Origin of the sequence: Sulfuricurvum kujiense DSM 16994, from assembly GCF_000183725.1 — a bacterium.
Classification (GTDB): domain Bacteria; phylum Campylobacterota; class Campylobacteria; order Campylobacterales; family Sulfurimonadaceae; genus Sulfuricurvum; species Sulfuricurvum kujiense.
The window spans coordinates 575,466-591,991 of the sequence record NC_014762.1; the positions used below are offsets into that span (position 1 = coordinate 575,466).

Genomic DNA, 16,526 nt, shown 5'->3' on the forward strand with positions numbered 1-16,526 from the left:
TCGGTATGATAAAATCAATTAAGGCTGAGGCGGGTACAACCCCGTAACGGTGACGCAATATTTTACGCCCAATGCCGGCGGAACCGTGTTGATCGCTTGAGAGCTTCCTGTCGGGTTCACCGTTACGCTCGCAGCCCCTGTACCGGCGGAAGCTGTTACACCCGCGATATTGATCGGGCTGGTCATCGTACTGGTCCACATCGAGGCGCTGGTTGGGCCGTTTGGTGTACCTGCCAGCGTATTATGAGTGCTATCCGGTGATGACAAATTTCCGCTTGTGTTCGCGGAGACAGGGATGTTGACGGTAATAGGATTAGTACCGCTCGGAGTAAACGTTGCGGCATGGGTATGTGCCGGGAGATTGGCGGCCGTGAGGGTTACAGCCGTTTGTCCCCGTTTTTGTCCGAGTACAACACCGGAGAGTCCGGGACTTTGCCCGCTGCTGACTGGCGTGCGCCCGCTAAGATCGGGGAGGGCGAAGTTTATTCTCCCGTCGCCGCCGTAGGTGGTCCCGATGAGGGCGTATAATGGTTCATAGTCGCTGATGCTCAATAGTCGACCGTCCGCCGGTAGGGAATAGGTAGGGCAATAGTTTGTTCCTATAGCCCAGACGGCGCCGACATAATCGTTCGGACTGCCGGCGTAGAGGGATGAGGTGAGGGCGAACGCCGCAAGGGTACTGATGTAATAACGTTTCATATTTTTTCCTTTATGAATATTTTTTAGAATGAAATCAATCATTTGGATTTTCCGGCCATGTTCCGCTGGTCGTGATACAAAATCGTACGCCGAGTTGCGGTGGGATCGTCGTAACCGCTGTCGGTGCAGCGGTGCCCGTAATACCGACACTCACGGTGCCCGTCCCCGTACCGCCTGAAGTAGTTACCCCATTGATATTGACAGGATTCGTCATTGTATTAGCCCACATCGCTGCGCCGCCTGGACCGCCGCTTGTGCCTGCCATAGTATTGTGAGTGCTATCCGGTGCCGGCAAGTTTCCGTTTGTGTTAGCGGAGACAGGAATATTGACCGTAATAGGGTTTGTGCTGCTGCTTCGTGTAAATGTCGCGATATGGGTATGGAACGTGGACTGAGTTAGAGTAGAGGTCTCTTGCCCCACTTTATCTCCGCGCTGAATCGTGTAGGATGTGCCGGGAAGCGGCCCCGTTCCAATCGGCATTTTCCCGCGAAGATTGGGTACGCCGAAGGTGGTTCTCCCGTCGCCGCCGTAGGTGTTGCCGTAGAGAGCTGCCAATGCCTGATACTGACTTACCGGATATATTGTTCCATCGGCCTCTACCGTATCTATAGGGCAATATTGTGCTGCCGTAGGCCAGATTGCACCGAAATAATCGTCCGGGTTTCCCGCAAATACGGACGATGCGAAGCTCAGCGCCGCGAGGGCGCTCAAATAATATTTTTTCATGTTTTTAACCCCTTCTTTAGTTTAACGATCTGCTCAGACTGTAAAAAATATTAATTTCTAATATTTTTTAATACCTAATCATTGTGCCATTATAATTCTTAAATGTTGCATTTTAGTTGCAAAATATTAAAATATATTTTTTGATCGTATTGAAACGATCTTGTGGTTATAACCGGTATATGATCAATAAGTATTAAGAACAGGTGAACGATATCAGGTAATAAAATGGCGTTATGTCATAAAAAAAGATGGAATCGGTGATCATGATAAAATATTTCAAATAAGACGCAAAGAGGGTTAGAGATGAAAATCACTGAGCATATTCGTGAATTCGGAAAGATGAAACGTTATCCTGAGTCTCTTTATTATAAAGGTTTGCCGTCTCTTCTTTCGCGTCCCAAAATCTCCATGGTCGGAACCCGCCGTCCCAACGCGTACACACGTTCTATGACCTATGAACTTTCCAAGAAGCTTTCTGTGGCGGGATTGGTGATTGTCAGCGGTGCCGCAGCCGGAGTCGATGCACTCGCCCATGAGGGGGCCGGTACGGCAAATACGATCGCGGTTTTGCCGTGCGGGATCGATCACCGTTATCCGGCATCTAATGGCATCCTGATCGAGTCTATCGAAAAAAACGGGTTGATAATAAGCCCTTTCGAACCCGACTTTTTGGCAACGCCATGGAGTTTTGTGGTGCGTAACGAGATCGTAGTGGCCCTGGGAGAAGCATTGATCGTGACTGAAGCCGATTTGAGCAGCGGAAGTATGCGCAGCGTCGAATATGCTATTGCTATGGAAAAACCGATCTATGTTCTCCCCCATCGTCTTCGAGAAAGTTCGGCCACACGTCAACTGGTGAGGGAGGGGAAAGCAAGTGCGATTGATGATATCGATCTATTTGTTGCACGAATGAGCCAAAAAGGGAAAAACAGCATCGAAGATACGCCGTTTATCGCTTATTGTCGAACCAATCCGATCTACGATGAGGCGGTAGTGAAATTTCCAAGCGAGATCTTTGAGGCTGAATTATCAGGGACTATTGAGGTGCGAAACGGAAGAGTCTGGGTGGGGTAATCAGGACTTAATGCTGTCCTGATTGTACTTCGTATCCGTAATGTTTTACGAGATAGTTGATGATCGTTTGCTGATCTTCTTTCGGGATCGGAGCTTTGAACTCATTAACCATTTTTTGTACTGTACCGGTCCAGTACGGACGGCTTTTTTTTCCTTGATTGAGGACATATCCGAATGAGTGGCAGATGAGGCAGTATTGCTGCGCTACTTCGTCGTGATCGCCCGCTTCGATCGGATAGTCGACGTAGGGGGTTTCGATAGGTTTGGCGACTTGGGCAAACAATGCCGAAGTGCTGAGTAATAGTGCACTAATCAATAGTTTCATTTTCATATTTTCTCCTTACACTATTTTCACGTTGACGTAGTCGACGGCATTGTATTGGTATCCCCCGGCATTCCAGCCGATCTCATCGGCTTGAGGCTGAATGTTGCCGATACGGTTAATCGCACGAACCATAATGATGTATTCGCCTTTTGCTTTCGGTTCCCATTGGTAAACCCATTGGCGGTAGGCGTATTTGCCGTTGTCTTTTTGCAACGCGGTCGCACTCCAGCTTTTCCCGCCGTCGGTAGAGATCATGACTTCTTTGATCCCTTTACCCTGATCGAAAGCGACTCCGGTAACTTTGACACGGGATCCTTTTTTGATCACGGTGTTGGGGGTAGGGTAACCGATGACCGATTTGACTTTCATCGCGGCGATCGGTTTTCGTTTATACTCAAAATCACTCCCAGAAATGACGCATTCGCAGTCATTGTCGGGTACGGTATAGGCGACATCCATGAAGAAAGATTTGCGGTACTCATCCATAACGGTAATTTCAGAGAGCATTTTGACCCAGCTGTCGGAAAAATGTCCCGGAATCACGAGACGAAGAGGGAACCCGTTGAGATACGGCAGGTCTTCGCCGTTCATTTCATAGGCAACGATCAGTTCGCCGCTGAGCGCTTCGTCGATTTCCATTTCGCGGAAAAACTTAGGGGTCGCATCGACGGCAGGCTTTTCGAGCCCGTTTACACCGACAAATCGGGCTGTCGCTTTGACTCCCGCCATATTGAGGATGTCTTTGAGACGGGCACCTTTCCATACGGCACACCCCATTGCTCCATGGCCCCATTGGACACCGTGGGTAGCTTGACCTGTTTTAGCATAATATTTACGGCTGTTTCCTCCGCATTGAAGAACGGAAGTAATTTCAACAGGCTCGAATTTAGACTTTAAATCATCCACACTCAAAGAGAGAGGTTTTTCGACGGAGCCCTGAACGCTCAAACGAAATTCGTGAAGGTCGATGTATGTCGGGATGTCCGGCATATGCCATCGGACAAAAAATTGATCGTTCGGAGTGATCGCCTGGGTGAAAATATCGCGCGGAGACTCCAGCAACGGAGGACGGTCGGAGATAACTTTGAGCGGTTTTTTTTCCGGAAATGCGATGACCGGAGGAACAAACTCTTTGGTATCGGTGATAATTTTAGGGGAAGATTCTTTTCCCAATAGGGTAGATGCGCCGAGTATCAGGCCTGCACCTAGAAAATTTCTGCGGTTAATGTTATCCATGATAATGCCTTGCAAAGGAATATCACTATTTTATCATAATTAGGAGTAATTTACAGTATAAGCATTGCATCACCGTACGAAAAAAAGCGGTAATTTTGATCAATCGCCTCTCGATAGATTCGGTGTGTCTCTTCCAGCCCTACAAACGATGCTACAAGCATCAACAAAGTCGATTGGGGAAGATGAAAATTAGTTAAAAGATGATTGATCCGAAGAGGGGGATTGTTCGGATGCAAAAAGAGATTGGCTTCTCCCTGAGTTTCTTTAGCTCTGACATGATATTCCACCGTTCTAGTAGAGGTCGTTCCGATACAGAGCAGGGGAAGATCACTGCGTATAAGGTTTTGTGCATCTGTGCTGATATGAAAGTATTCGGAGTGCATAGGGTGGTCGGTAATAACTTCCGCTTCGACGGGTTTAAAAGTGCCTGAGCCGACATGGAGGGTGACAAACGCGTGCGGATGAGATGAGCACACGGCGTCAAACAGCTCGTCGGTGAAATGGAGTGATGCGGTAGGAGCGGCAACCGCTCCCTCATGGTGGGCAAAAACGCTTTGGTATTCGCGCTCATCCTCCGAGTCGTCTTCCCGGCCCAGATACGGGGGGAGGGGAATATGTCCGATCTTTTCTAAAATAGGGAGGAGCTCTTCGAAACGTATGAGGTTTTCGTGGTGATAAAAGTTGACTTCACGGGAACCGTCATCATGCAGTTGAATGACTTTGGCATGTAGGGTATCGTCAAAAAGGAGAATGGTTCCGGTTTTGACTCTCCCTTTGATGTAGACATTGATGGCATAGGCATCGTGGGGGCGGTTGATGAGTAGTTCAATAGCTCCGCCGCTCTCTTTTTTTCCGTAAAGGCGTGCTTTGATCACTTTCGTATCGTTAAAGATAATACCGCAGTTTTCGGGCAAAAACGATTCGAGTGCATCAAAACGGGCATGAGTGATGGTTTTGTCACTTCGGTTGTAGACGAGTAGACGGGCGTGATCTCTGGGATGGATCGGATGGGTCGCTATGAGTTCTTCGGGGAGAGTATACTCATAGCTTGAGGTTAGGAGAGGATCGAGCATTTAGTCGATTGTCTCTTCTTCGTCTTCTTCGATATACGCCTCTTCTTTCGGGGCAGGATTGACAGCGCGAACAATCAAAATAGAGACTCCGTACAAAAGAATAAGGGGCATTGCCATCAAAATTTGGGTGATAACATCAGGAGGTGTTAAGACAGCGGCAATAATGAAGATTAATACGATAGCATAGCGGAAAAATCCCGTCATCATCTTGTCATCTATAAGTCCCAAAAGGGCAAGAAAATAGCATATGACCGGAAGTTCAAACGAAAGACCGAATCCGAACATGATTTTGGTGAAAAATTCGACATAATCTTCGATGTTGATCATCGGAACAAACGACGCACTTCCGAAGGCTATAAGATAGCTAAATCCAAACGGAGTGACGACATAGTAAGCAAATGCCGCTCCCATTGCGAACATAACCGTTCCGCCGACGACAAAAGGGATAAGCATCTTTTTCTCATTGGCATACAGACCGGGAGCGATAAAAAGCCAGAATTGGGTTAGTATGACAGGGAGTGCGGCGAGAAGTCCTGCGAAAAAAGAGACTTTCATCGCAACAAAAAATGTTCCTCCGAGCTGAGTAGTTGTAATCATACCCTCAGCCGCTTTGGTAGAGACTTTGGCAACGGAAGCGATTGCTTCAGCCAGAGGTGCGGTAACCCACGCCAAGAGGGCTTCGTGAAAGTTAAACATGACAAAAAACATGATGATAACGGCAGCGACACTGATACCGAGCCGTTTTCGTAGTTCGACTAAGTGGGGTTTTAAATCTTCAAACATCAGGCATTCTCTTCTACGGGTTTAGTCTCTTTCGGTTTTGGAGCAAAGGTAACAACCTCTGGCGCTTTCGGTGCGGAAGGGGCGGGAGGGGGGACATCGAGATTGATCTCATTTTTAAGGACATTGAGCTCACTGCCGATTTCGGTAACATTGGTTATTCTCTCCAACTCCGCACTTGCATCGGTCAGTTCTTTTTTATAATTGAGTGCCTCTTCTTTCATTTCGGAGAATTTCATCTCCTCTTCAAGTGTTGCCCGCGCGGAATTTACGGTACTTTTAACGCTTCGGAAAAACTTCGCGATCTCTACCATCGTGGATGGGAGTTTATCGGGTCCTAAAAATAAAATAGCGATAATAATGATGAGAAATATTTCGCCGATACCCATTCCAAACATGCAAGCTACCTATATATGTAATTTTTGATTAAGTGAGGATTTTAGCAAAATAAAGTTTAAAACCCTTCTACTCTGAGAGCGATTTCGTCCGCCAATAGAAAATCGGCATTGAAATAGCGACCGTTATCGTATTTGAGAATCCCCTCACGGCAGAGCAAATCGGCTTGATCTTTCTGTTTTTTACTCAAAAGAGCCGCATCAACTCCGACACAACTTCGAAATCCTAAAAAAAGTTTTTCACTTAACAGGGCAAAAGGTTCAATCTCTTCAGTGGTGAATTCGCAAGGGTGTTGAATATAGTATCCGACATCGGTACCGGGATAATAGCGGCGGTTCTCCAAAAATCCGACTGCCCCCGCGCCTAATCCGATATAGGGTTTATGCTCCCAGTAACCGATATTGTGGATGGATCGGTAGGTGCCGAAATTGGAAATTTCGTACTGTTCAAAACCTCTATCCGTGATTTCACGAAAAAGCCATCGGGTCAGTTCCAGTTTTTCATCTGCCATTTCGGGCGTTTTTTCAAAAGCCGTCTCCTCTTCGATGGTGAGAGCGTAGAGGCTGATGTGGTCGATCGGGAGGGAAAAGGCTTGATCTATATCCGCTTTTAAAAGGGGTTTAGTGTCCCCTTTTACCCCGTAAATCAGATCAATACTGAGGTGTTTGTATCCGATGGCGGAGGCGGTGCGGATCGCTTCGAGCGCATGCTGGGTGTGATGAGCGCGACCGAGAGTTTTTAATTTTTCGTTATTAAAGCTCTGCACACCGAAGCTGAGACGGTTGATCCCCAGCTCAAACATCCCCTCCATCCATGTTCTTGTGGCGCTGTTGGGATTGGCTTCGGAGGTGATTTCACAATGGGGAGCTAAATAGGGGTCAATCATTTCGAAAATAGGGCGATAAAGCGAGGGATCTACCGTAGAGGGGGTTCCCCCTCCGATAAATACCGTCTCTATCGGATTATCTTTACCGGCATTAAAACGGAGAAGTTCAGATTGAAGTTGGATAAGAAGGGCATTCATATACGCTTCGCGCAATGCAAATTTATCGACATACGAGTTAAAAGCACAATAGGAACATTTGCTGTCGCAAAAAGGGATGTGAATATATAAAAGCATATCAGGATTATAGTATTTTTAATAGCGAATAGTTTACAATACCCCTTTAAAATATACGAAGAAGATGGTGAATGACCGAAAATAAGTTCTACCGACCGAATGTGGCGGCGATTATAGTCTCTCATGAATATCCTGAGATTAAAGATGTTTTTATCGCCGAACGCAGTGATTTGGTGGGAGTGTGGCAGTTTCCTCAAGGGGGAATTGATGAGGGTGAATCGGCTGAAGAGGCACTTTTTCGAGAACTCGGCGAAGAGATCGGTACCAAAAAGGTAGAGGTCATCGCCGAGTATCCCGAATGGATCGCCTATGACTTTCCTCCTCATGTTGCGGCAAAAATGGCTCCGTATGCGGGGCAAAAGCAGCGCTATTATCTGGTACGCTTGAAAAAAGGGGCCAAGATCAATTTGGATACGAAGCATCCTGAGTTTAAAGCGTACCGTTTTGTTGCCGTTGACGAGCTGCTTGGTCACATCGCCCATTTTAAAAAACCGGTTTATGAGCGGGTCATTTCCTATTTTAGAGCCAAGGGGTATCTGTAATGTTAATTGTTCAAAAATTCGGCGGCACCAGTGTCGGCGATTTGGAGCGGATCCAAAACGTCGCCAATCGTGTCTCTCAAACGCTTAAAGAGGGGCATCAAGTGGTTGTCGTAGTATCGGCCATGAGCGGTGAAACCAACAAGCTTATCGCTTTCGCGGAACACTATACCGCGACGCCGGAACGCAGCGAAGTCGATATGTTGCTTAGTTCAGGGGAACGGGTTACGGCAGCGCTTCTTTCGATTGCGCTCAATGCAATGGGACATAAAGCAACCTCGATGAGCGGCCGTCGTGCCGGAATCGTGACCGACAGTATTCATACGAAGGCGCGGATTGAGAGCATTGACCCTTCAGCCATGCACGCAGAACTCGCTCTAGGAAAAGTTGTTGTTGTCGCAGGATTTCAGGGGGTAAGCGAAAGCGGTCAAGTGACCACCCTCGGACGGGGCGGGTCGGATCTCTCCGCGGTTGCCGTTGCCGGAGCGCTTAAAGCCGATTTGTGTGAGATTTATACCGATGTTGACGGTATTTATACCACCGATCCGCGTATCGAGCCAAAAGCGAAGAAAATGGAGCGGATCAGTTACGATGAGATGCTCGAACTCGCTTCTCTCGGAGCCAAAGTACTTCAAAACCGTTCAGTTGAACTCGCTAAAAAATTAAACGTTAACCTCGTAACCCGCTCCAGTTTTAGTAATGCGGAAGGGACACTTATTACAAAGGAAGAGAATATTATGGAACAACCACTAGTCAGCGGTATCGCACTCGATAAAAACCAAGCACGCGTATCACTCAGCGGCGTTATTGACCGTCCGGGGATCGCTTCGGACATTTTTACCCGTTTGGCCGACAACAGTGTTAATATCGATATGATTATTCAAACATCCGGACATGACGGAAAAACCAATCTCGATTTTACCGTTCCTAAAACCGAATTGATTGATGCGAAAAAAGTAGTGGAAACGTTTATCGCTGATGATGAGATCAGCGAAGCGAGTTATGATGAATGTATCTGCAAGGTCTCCATCGTCGGTGTCGGGATGAAATCACACACCGGCGTTGCGGCAAAAGCGTTCCAAACGATGGCTGCGGAAAATATTAATATCATGATGATCTCTACCTCTGAGATCAAGGTATCAATGGTAATTGATGAGAAGTATGCGGAGCTTTCAGTCCGTTCACTTCATAATGCTTATTCATTGGATCAATAGTGCGTCAATTTGATCAATGGACATTAGAATCGATCCGCTCCGAAGGGGCGTCGATGAGCTGGTTCGAAGAACAACGTTTCGAATGGACGCCGGCGATTGCTAATGCCATGGATCAGGTGATGGGTGGAAAAAGTCTCGTCCTTATCACCGATCATGACCGAAAATGGTTTGCCCACTACATTATTTCCTCTTTAAATAAACGGACCCAAGACCGTCCGATGATCCCTATCGTATGTATCGATTCTCTTTACCCCCATTATGATCATATCAGCGGAGGAGAATCGATCGATATGATCGGTGATATGCTCGATATCGCCTACAAAGGGGATTACTTTTTTTGGTATGTCGGCCGAGGGGACGACCGTCGAGCCGATATAGCCAAACGGAGTACCAATTCCTTGTTGTGGATTATGGACGAGCGGTTTCAAAACGCACTGGTGCTCCGTTCCCATGATCCGCTGATCGATATTAAACTGCTGCAACTCTATCGTTTATTTGATAAAACCCTCAGTGCCGTATTGTTCGGGGAGATTAATGTTCGAGAATGAACGGGGCGGTATCCTCATTACGCATGAGATGGAGGAGAGAGTACGAGAGATCGAAGAGTCCAGACATCCTCTCAGATGCGTCACCTTTATGCGTGACGATTTTAAAATCGAAGACGCCAAAGAGGTGATCTGTGAAGCGTATAAAAGCGAAGAGAATACCAAAACGCTGATCCTCGGAGCCAAAAGCTTTACGGTACCGGCTCAAAATGCCCTTCTCAAAATTCTCGAAGAGCCTCCGAGAAATATCGTTTTTATCCTCCTTGCCCCGAATAAAAGCACCTTCCTACCCACGGTACGTTCGCGCCTAAGCCTTAAACAAGAGCATACGGAACGCCTTTATGAGACATTGCCCGTCACCCTTAAAAGCCTTGACCTTGCAGGATTATTTGCTTTTGTCAAAGAGAATGACCGTCTCAAAAAACATGAAGCCAAAGCGCTGATTGAACAGCTGATGCATCAGGCGATTCATCTTGAGAATCTTCCGCTGAGCGCTTCTCAGCTTGAGGGGTTTGATAAAGCGCTTCGCCTGATTGAACTTAACAGCCGTTTTCAAAGTGTTTTGGTCATGGTACTCATGAATTTTATCCGTGAGGTCAAACGTGGTCGTTGAAAAACTCTCCAACAGCATTGATCTGCATCATGAACTAAAATCGCTCGGCGTAGACAGCGGCGGAATTTCCATTTTGGAAGATAAAGGGGCGATGCATCTGATCCGCATCCGAGATTTGCATGTCGGAGCCGCCAATATCCTCAAGCAAGATGCCCTCAGCATCGGTGCCGATCTAGCGGTTCCAAGAGGGACGGTAACGGCATCAGTACCTCGTGTCGATGTTCTATTGATTGCAACCGAGCGTCAGCTGCAGCAACTGGCGAAAAAAGAGAAAGCCCAACCGTTCGGACTTAAGCAGCTCTCTATGGAGCTTGAGAGTTTCTGCCGACTTAAAAGCGATGATGTTTCGATTATGGGAATTCTCAATGCAAACGATGACAGCTTTTACCGTGCCAGCCGATTTCAGGGAAGCGGCGCCGTTGAGCGGATAGAAACGATGATCTCTGAAGGGGCCGACATTATCGATCTCGGCGGGGTTTCAAGCCGTCCCGGCAGTGTAGCCGTCAGTGCGGAGGAAGAACTGAACCGTGTACGCCCCATTATCGATGTGTTGTACGAACAGCGTTTTTATGAGAAGACGAAGCTCAGTCTGGACAGTTATGAACCTTCCGTTATCCATTATGCGTTGGAGAAGGGCTTTCATATCATCAACGATATTACAGGTCTGGCTAACGATGAGGTGGCACGGCTCTGCGGAAGTTACGGGGCGACAGCCGTCATTATGCATATGCAGGGCAAGCCTCAGACAATGCAGGAAAATCCGATCTATTCATCCGTAATACAGGAGGTCGAACTTTTTTTCCGCGAACGGATGGCAAAAGCTGAAGCATTCGGAATCAAAGAGGTTATTTTAGATTGCGGAATCGGATTCGGTAAACGGCTCGAAGACAACTTGTCTCTTATAACCCATCAGCGCCATTTCGTCAGACTGGGTAAAAAACTCCTCGTCGGTGCCAGCCGGAAATCGATGATCGATGCAATTTCGTCCTCTGAGAGCGATGAGCGTTTGGCTGGGACATTGGCAATCCATCTCAAAGCGATAGAGGAGGGGGCTTCCATTATTCGGGTTCATGATGTGAAAGAACATTCACAGGCACTTAAAGTATGGAAAGCACTTAGAGGATGATTATGAGCAACAGTGTCGTTATTATTACCCTTTCGCTTTTGGTATTGCTCTCGCCGTTTTTGTCTCGTATCACGAAAATACCAGTTGTTGTTGTTGAGATTTTACTCGGAAGTTTAGCGGGATATTTCGGCTTTTTGGTTGAAAACGAACTCTTTAAAATTATTGCCAAAGTGGGATTCTTGTATCTGATGTTCTTGGCGGGAATGGAGGTCAACCTCAAAGAGTTCGGATTCGCGAAATCCTCTTTGCTGCGTCGCACGGTAATCTATTTTATGATGCTTTATGCGTGTTCTTTGACTCTATTCGTCTATTTTGATCTTAGTGCCGTCTATTTAGTGGCATTTCCGATTTTTTCGTTGGGGATGCTTATGGCATTGGTCAAAGAATACGGTAAAAATCAGCCGTGGCTTGCACTTGCACTCAATATCGGAATTATCGGCGAGCTGGTCAGCATTATCGCTCTGACTATCCTCAGCGGAGGTTTGGAATACGGGTATAACCGCGAATTTGCCTTTACCCTCGGGGGACTTTTTTTATTTTTGATAGGGTTCGTCCTCTTTTTTCGAGGGATGCGTATATTATTCTGGTGGTATCCCGGACTTAAAACGCTTATTATGCCCCATGATGATAGTAAGGATCAGGATATCCGTTTTTCCATGGCTTTGATGTTTATTATGGTTGCCGTGATGCTTTATCTTAAAATCGATGTCGTTTTGGGGGCGTTTTTGGCGGGGATGTTTATTGCTACCTATTTTAAACACAAAACCGAACTTCCAGAAAAACTCTCCTCATTCGGATTCGGATTTTTAGTACCGATATTTTTCATTCACGTCGGCTCAACACTCTCGCTTGAGGCGTTTGTCGATGTTAAAATTTTAGAACTTGCATTGTTTATCGCAGGAGCGATTATTGGTATCCGCCTACTTAGTTCTTTGGTTGCTTACGGAGGCTATTTGGGATTGAAAAATACGCTTCTTTTTTCTCTGAGTGACTCGATGCCTTTGACATTTACGGTGGCAATCGCCACATTAGGCTATGGTGCTAACGCTATTACACATGATGAATATTATGCATTTATCGTAGCCAGCATGGGAAGCGGGATTTTCTTGATGATTCTGATTAAAGTTTTATACATTTTCTTTAATAAAAAGTAGACGTAATTATCATTAAATTTCAGTAAAAACAAGATACAATCAATAATCAGTGCGATGGTGCTATCAAGGATGAAGCTTAAGGGAGAAGGAGTCACGTGGATTTAACGGTTGTATTAGGAATCTTAGGGGCGATTGCGTCTATCTCTATCGGAGACTTGATGGAGGGCGGGAATCCCGTCCACGTCGTCCACATTACGTCGCTTATTATCATTATGCCGACGACGTTGCTGGCTGCTATGGTAAGTACAGATGCCGAACACGTAAAAGGTGCCTACAAAGCTGTTCCGATCATTTTTAAAAAATCGCAAGTCGATTTGCACGCACGGATCAAGCAGATTATTGAACTTTCGACGATGGCACGGCGTGACGGCCTTCTCTCTCTGGAAGCAAAAGTGGCTCAATTGGACAGTGAGTTTTTAAAACAGGGGCTTAGCATGGCGGTTGACGGCAATGAAGTCGATACGATCGTAGAAACCATGGAACTGGTAATCGAAGAGACGGAACATTATTATCACGGATGTGCCCACTATTGGATTATTGCAGGGGAGACGTCTCCCGTTTTGGGTCTTGTCGGGGCGGTTTTGGGTCTTATTCTTGCGCTTCAAAAACTTGATAATCCCGCAGAAATGGCGGCCGGTATCGCCGGTGCGTTTACGGCGACCGTAACCGGGATTTTCAGTGCATACGTTTTATTCGGACCTATGGGAAATAAATTGGCTAAAAAAGCACATCATATTGTGAAAGAACAAAAATTGATGCTGGAAGGGATTATCGGTATTGTTCACGGTGATAATCCACGTACGCTCGAAGCAAAATTGCTAAATTTCCTTTCCCCTGCGGAAGAGAAGCACAGCCAATTTAATTGATGAAGACTAAATAAATGGCTAAGCATAAATGTAAGAAGTGTCCAGAATGTCCGGCAGGAGAGAAATGGGCTGTTCCGACTGCCGACTTTTTCAGCCTTTTATTGGCTCTTTTTATTGCCCTTTTCGCCATTGCGTCGGTTAACAAAGAAAAAATAAAAGCGGTCAAAGAAGAGTTTGTAAAGATTTATGATTATGCTCCTGCCCCTCAGGAAATTACGCCGGTTGTGGATATGGTAAGTGAGAACAATCCGACCCCTGATGCAACCGCCAATGCAGCGGGGTCAGCCCCTGTCACAGACGGCGGTTCATTATTGGTGGGGGCTCCTCCGACCAAATCTACAGAGGCAGCATCGGAAGCCATCCAGAAAATACAGCAGGATTTAAAAAATGCCTCAATGGGCTCAGGGCCTCTAGATCAGAGTATGGACGGTGTATTATTAAAACTTCCGACTTCTATCCCTTTTAAAGGGGCAAACGCAACGATTGACAATGAAGAGTTGCATCTGTTCTTGCGACGTGTAACCGATATCATCAATACACTTCCACCGACAGTGGATATCTCTATTCGGGGGTATACCGATAATCAGCCGCTCCCTCCCGGAGCAGGATATAAAGACAATATCGAACTCTCCAGTCGAAGAGCTGAGACGGTAATGCGTGAGTTAATCCGAAACGGTGTAGCTCCGGAGCGCCTCTCTACCGCGGGATTCGGTGCAGCCAAGCCGGTTGCCGAAAATACCACAGAAGAGAACCGTGCCAAAAATAGACGGGTAGAATTTTATATGTATGTTTCGAACGACACACCGCTGGATCAGGCAAAACAGAACAATATCCTGGATGCTTTAAGCAAGCTCCAAAAATAAACATTGAGTGAATATTTTTAAAAAATTTACAAAACAAAAGTCGAATAGGATCGATAATTACCGTTTCTATCACACCGGTATTATTGATCACGGCTATACCCCTCAAGGCCTGCGATGGCATTCAAAACAATCCCAAGAGATCCGATTTCATCAGCTGCTGGCACTTTTGCCGTATGATACCCAATCGATTGTCGATGCAGGGTGCGGTTTCGGCGATTTATACGACTACATCCGATTAAACGGGAAATATACTCTGCACTACATCGGATTGGATTCCCTTGATATGATGGTAGAAGAAGCAATCAAACGCACTCAACAAGAGGCAATTTACCGCTGCGATATCTTGAACGATCCCCTCCCTATGGCAGAGTTTTACCTTTGCAGCGGTGCACTGAATATCTTGACGCGAAATGCCGCTTTCCGATTTATTGAACGTTGTTATGACGCTTCATCGCGTGGAATAATTTTTAATTTTTTGGAAGGGGATAAAGATTCTAAAACGTTTAATTATTTGCGAGAAGGCGATATAAAAGCATTGGGGGAGAAGTTGAATGCAAGGGTCGTTATCCGCCGACACTACTACGAGTGCGATTGCACGGCGGCTTTTTATAAATGACCGGGGCATCGGCTTAATAGCCGAATGTCACTTTTAGGGCGAAGAAGAAGAGGGCTGCCATAGCTGCAGCTGCCGGTAATGTAATGACCCACGCCATGGCAATCGGTTTCATTAATTTCCAGTTAGCATCACGATTGAGTACGCCGATACCGATAATAGCACCGACAAGGATATGGGTTGATGAAACAGGAATCCCTAACACGGTTGCCAATAAGATAACCAACGTTGCTCCGAGCTCTGCTGCGAAACCGGTTACCGGGAAGATTTCAGTAATTCGGCTGCCGACAGTGTCAATAACCTCTTTGCCGATGAACCATAATCCGGCTACAAGCGCAATTCCAAAGGTCGCCATTGCGATAAACGGGACAGGGGATTCCGCATTGATTTTACCTGTCGCCAGAATATCGATAATAGCGGCAAACGGCCCGATGGCATTCGCAATATCGTTTGCCCCGTGGCTAAATGCGAATGATGACGCTGTAAGGACTTGGAGCATGCTAAATACCCGCATTGTCGCTTTGTGCGGAGTATCTTTATGCATGACTTTGATGATAGCATAGACGACACCGTACATAAGGGTGGACAACACCGCAAGCAACATATAGATTTGGGCATCGTTGAGACCCAAATTTGCGTGTTTAAGACCTTTAAACAAGAGCATACCGGTAATCATCGCCGTACCGAATGCCGCAACGATCGGCGCATGGGTACGAAGAGCATAGAAAGCGTTTTGTTTTTTCTTGAGACGATTGAGCTCATGCATTTGCTCTTCAAAACGACCTTTCTCTTCAGAGGTTGCGGTCGCTTCATTGTAAGAGGCTTTAAGTGCAGTCACTTGCACTTTGATCTCATCAATATGGGCTTGGACATTATCATTGTAATCAAGAATAAATTTCTTTAAATACCAATATATCCCATACGACGCCATACCGCCTAGAATCGGTGAAACGACCCAGCTGATGGCAATTTTGGTGACTTGATCCCAGTGAACCAGACCGAATACAGATTCTCCCACTTCCATCGTAGCGTATCCAAGGGCGATTGAGCCCCCTAAAATCCCTCCGATAATGGCATGCGTTGTGGAGACAGGATACCCTTTGAATGTCGCATACAACAGCCACGTTCCCGCAGAGAGGAGTGAACCCATCATAACAAATACGAGCAACATTGGATCAAAATCCATTGCCGAAATGTCGACGATCCCTTTACGGATAGTGTTAGTCACTTCGGCACCCGCAAGCATAGCTCCGCCGAGTTCGAAGATTGCGGCAATCATAAGCGCTTGTTTGACGGTGAGGGTTTTTGCCCCTACACTGGTACCGAATGAGTTGGCGACATCGTTACCGCCGATGTTAAACGCCATGAAAATCCCAAAAAGGGTAGCTAAAATGAAAAGAGTGTAGTTGTTTTCGAGATAGTTAAATCCCCACACCATAAATGCGGCGGTCATAAGGACAAAAACAGTGCCGAAAAAGAGATTGTCACGAGAGAACATTGGTACTCCAATAATTACGAATGTATTACGAAACCGTTACTGTTTGGTTACGAAATTATTACAAA

At 46.4% G+C, this 16,526-nt stretch carries 19 protein-coding genes; 10 read left to right on the plus strand and 9 right to left on the minus strand.

The annotated features are described in order from the left end of the window. Positions 1-18: 18 nt before the first annotated feature. Both SULKU_RS02990 and SULKU_RS14210 read right to left on the minus strand, forming a co-directional pair. Entirely contained in the window at positions 19-699 is a 681-nt protein-coding gene (locus SULKU_RS02990) for a phage tail protein (protein WP_013459455.1), read from the minus strand. Between the two features lie 34 nt (positions 700-733). Beyond that, positions 734-1,426: a phage tail protein gene (locus SULKU_RS14210; RefSeq protein ID WP_013459456.1), complete on the minus strand. Its 693-nt coding sequence runs from the start codon at positions 1,424-1,426 to the stop codon at positions 734-736. Between the two features lie 303 nt (positions 1,427-1,729). Between SULKU_RS14210 and SULKU_RS03000 the strand changes: the two genes are divergently transcribed. Beyond that, on the plus strand, positions 1,730-2,500 hold the full coding sequence (locus SULKU_RS03000) for a DNA-processing protein DprA (protein ID WP_013459457.1): 771 nt from the start codon (positions 1,730-1,732) through the stop codon (positions 2,498-2,500). A 7-nt stretch (positions 2,501-2,507) separates the two neighbouring features. Here the strand turns inward: SULKU_RS03000 and SULKU_RS03005 are convergent, their stop codons facing one another. Genes SULKU_RS03005 through hemW form a run of 6 tightly spaced genes read right to left on the minus strand, consistent with a single transcriptional unit; the run spans position 2,508 to position 7,430 of the window. Further along, a complete protein-coding gene (locus tag SULKU_RS03005; protein WP_013459458.1) occupies positions 2,508-2,831 on the minus strand; it encodes a hypothetical protein in 324 nt (107 codons plus the stop codon). 9 nt (positions 2,832-2,840) lie between these two features. After that, positions 2,841-4,061, minus strand: a complete 1,221-nt coding sequence (locus SULKU_RS03010; RefSeq protein ID WP_013459459.1) for a molybdopterin-dependent oxidoreductase — start codon at positions 4,059-4,061, stop codon at positions 2,841-2,843. A gap of 50 nt (positions 4,062-4,111) precedes the next feature. Beyond that, positions 4,112-5,134: a tRNA preQ1(34) S-adenosylmethionine ribosyltransferase-isomerase QueA gene (gene queA, locus SULKU_RS03015; RefSeq protein ID WP_013459460.1), complete on the minus strand. Its 1,023-nt coding sequence runs from the start codon at positions 5,132-5,134 to the stop codon at positions 4,112-4,114. Continuing rightward, positions 5,135-5,917 (minus strand): twin-arginine translocase subunit TatC, encoded by a 783-nt coding sequence (tatC, locus tag SULKU_RS03020; RefSeq protein WP_013459461.1) that lies wholly within the window; start codon positions 5,915-5,917, stop codon positions 5,135-5,137. Beyond that, positions 5,917-6,312: a Sec-independent protein translocase protein TatB gene (gene tatB, locus SULKU_RS03025; protein WP_013459462.1), complete on the minus strand. Its 396-nt coding sequence runs from the start codon at positions 6,310-6,312 to the stop codon at positions 5,917-5,919. Before tatB ends, tatC begins: the two co-directional genes overlap by 1 nt. Before the next feature lie 56 nt (positions 6,313-6,368). Continuing rightward, positions 6,369-7,430 carry a radical SAM family heme chaperone HemW gene (gene hemW, locus SULKU_RS03030; RefSeq protein ID WP_013459463.1) on the minus strand — a complete coding sequence of 354 codons (1,062 nt, stop codon included), beginning with the start codon at positions 7,428-7,430 and terminating at the stop codon, positions 6,369-6,371. 71 nt (positions 7,431-7,501) lie between these two features. Between hemW and SULKU_RS03035 the strand changes: the two genes are divergently transcribed. The 9 genes from SULKU_RS03035 to SULKU_RS03075 all read left to right on the plus strand — a co-directional run bounded on the left by SULKU_RS03035 (position 7,502) and on the right by SULKU_RS03075 (position 14,966). Continuing rightward, on the plus strand, positions 7,502-7,972 hold the full coding sequence (locus tag SULKU_RS03035) for an RNA pyrophosphohydrolase (RefSeq protein WP_013459464.1): 471 nt from the start codon (positions 7,502-7,504) through the stop codon (positions 7,970-7,972). Further along, entirely contained in the window at positions 7,972-9,183 is a 1,212-nt protein-coding gene (locus tag SULKU_RS03040) for an aspartate kinase (protein ID WP_013459465.1), read from the plus strand. The genes SULKU_RS03035 and SULKU_RS03040 overlap by 1 nt, the downstream gene beginning before the upstream one ends. Further along, the gene (locus SULKU_RS03045; RefSeq protein ID WP_013459466.1) at positions 9,183-9,731 is read left to right on the plus strand and encodes a HobA family DNA replication regulator; all 549 of its coding nucleotides are present in this window, start codon (positions 9,183-9,185) and stop codon (positions 9,729-9,731) included. The genes SULKU_RS03040 and SULKU_RS03045 overlap by 1 nt, the downstream gene beginning before the upstream one ends. Then, the gene (locus SULKU_RS03050) at positions 9,718-10,341 is read left to right on the plus strand and encodes a DNA polymerase III subunit delta' (RefSeq protein WP_013459467.1); all 624 of its coding nucleotides are present in this window, start codon (positions 9,718-9,720) and stop codon (positions 10,339-10,341) included. The genes SULKU_RS03045 and SULKU_RS03050 overlap by 14 nt, the downstream gene beginning before the upstream one ends. Beyond that, positions 10,331-11,467: a dihydropteroate synthase gene (gene folP, locus SULKU_RS03055; RefSeq protein ID WP_013459468.1), complete on the plus strand. Its 1,137-nt coding sequence runs from the start codon at positions 10,331-10,333 to the stop codon at positions 11,465-11,467. The genes SULKU_RS03050 and folP overlap by 11 nt, the downstream gene beginning before the upstream one ends. 2 nt (positions 11,468-11,469) lie before the next feature. Beyond that, the gene (locus tag SULKU_RS03060; RefSeq protein ID WP_013459469.1) at positions 11,470-12,621 is read left to right on the plus strand and encodes a cation:proton antiporter; all 1,152 of its coding nucleotides are present in this window, start codon (positions 11,470-11,472) and stop codon (positions 12,619-12,621) included. Positions 12,622-12,716: 95 nt separating this feature from the next. Further along, positions 12,717-13,487: a flagellar motor stator protein MotA gene (gene motA / locus SULKU_RS03065; protein ID WP_013459470.1), complete on the plus strand. Its 771-nt coding sequence runs from the start codon at positions 12,717-12,719 to the stop codon at positions 13,485-13,487. Positions 13,488-13,501: 14 nt separating this feature from the next. After that, positions 13,502-14,350, plus strand: a complete 849-nt coding sequence (motB, locus tag SULKU_RS03070) for a flagellar motor protein MotB (RefSeq protein WP_013459471.1) — start codon at positions 13,502-13,504, stop codon at positions 14,348-14,350. 7 nt (positions 14,351-14,357) lie between these two features. Next, on the plus strand, positions 14,358-14,966 hold the full coding sequence (locus SULKU_RS03075) for a class I SAM-dependent methyltransferase (protein ID WP_013459472.1): 609 nt from the start codon (positions 14,358-14,360) through the stop codon (positions 14,964-14,966). A 13-nt stretch (positions 14,967-14,979) separates the two neighbouring features. Here SULKU_RS03075 and SULKU_RS03080 read toward each other — a convergent pair whose 3' ends face one another. Then, positions 14,980-16,461, minus strand: a complete 1,482-nt coding sequence (locus tag SULKU_RS03080) for an inorganic phosphate transporter (RefSeq protein ID WP_013459473.1) — start codon at positions 16,459-16,461, stop codon at positions 14,980-14,982. Positions 16,462-16,526 lie beyond the last annotated feature (65 nt).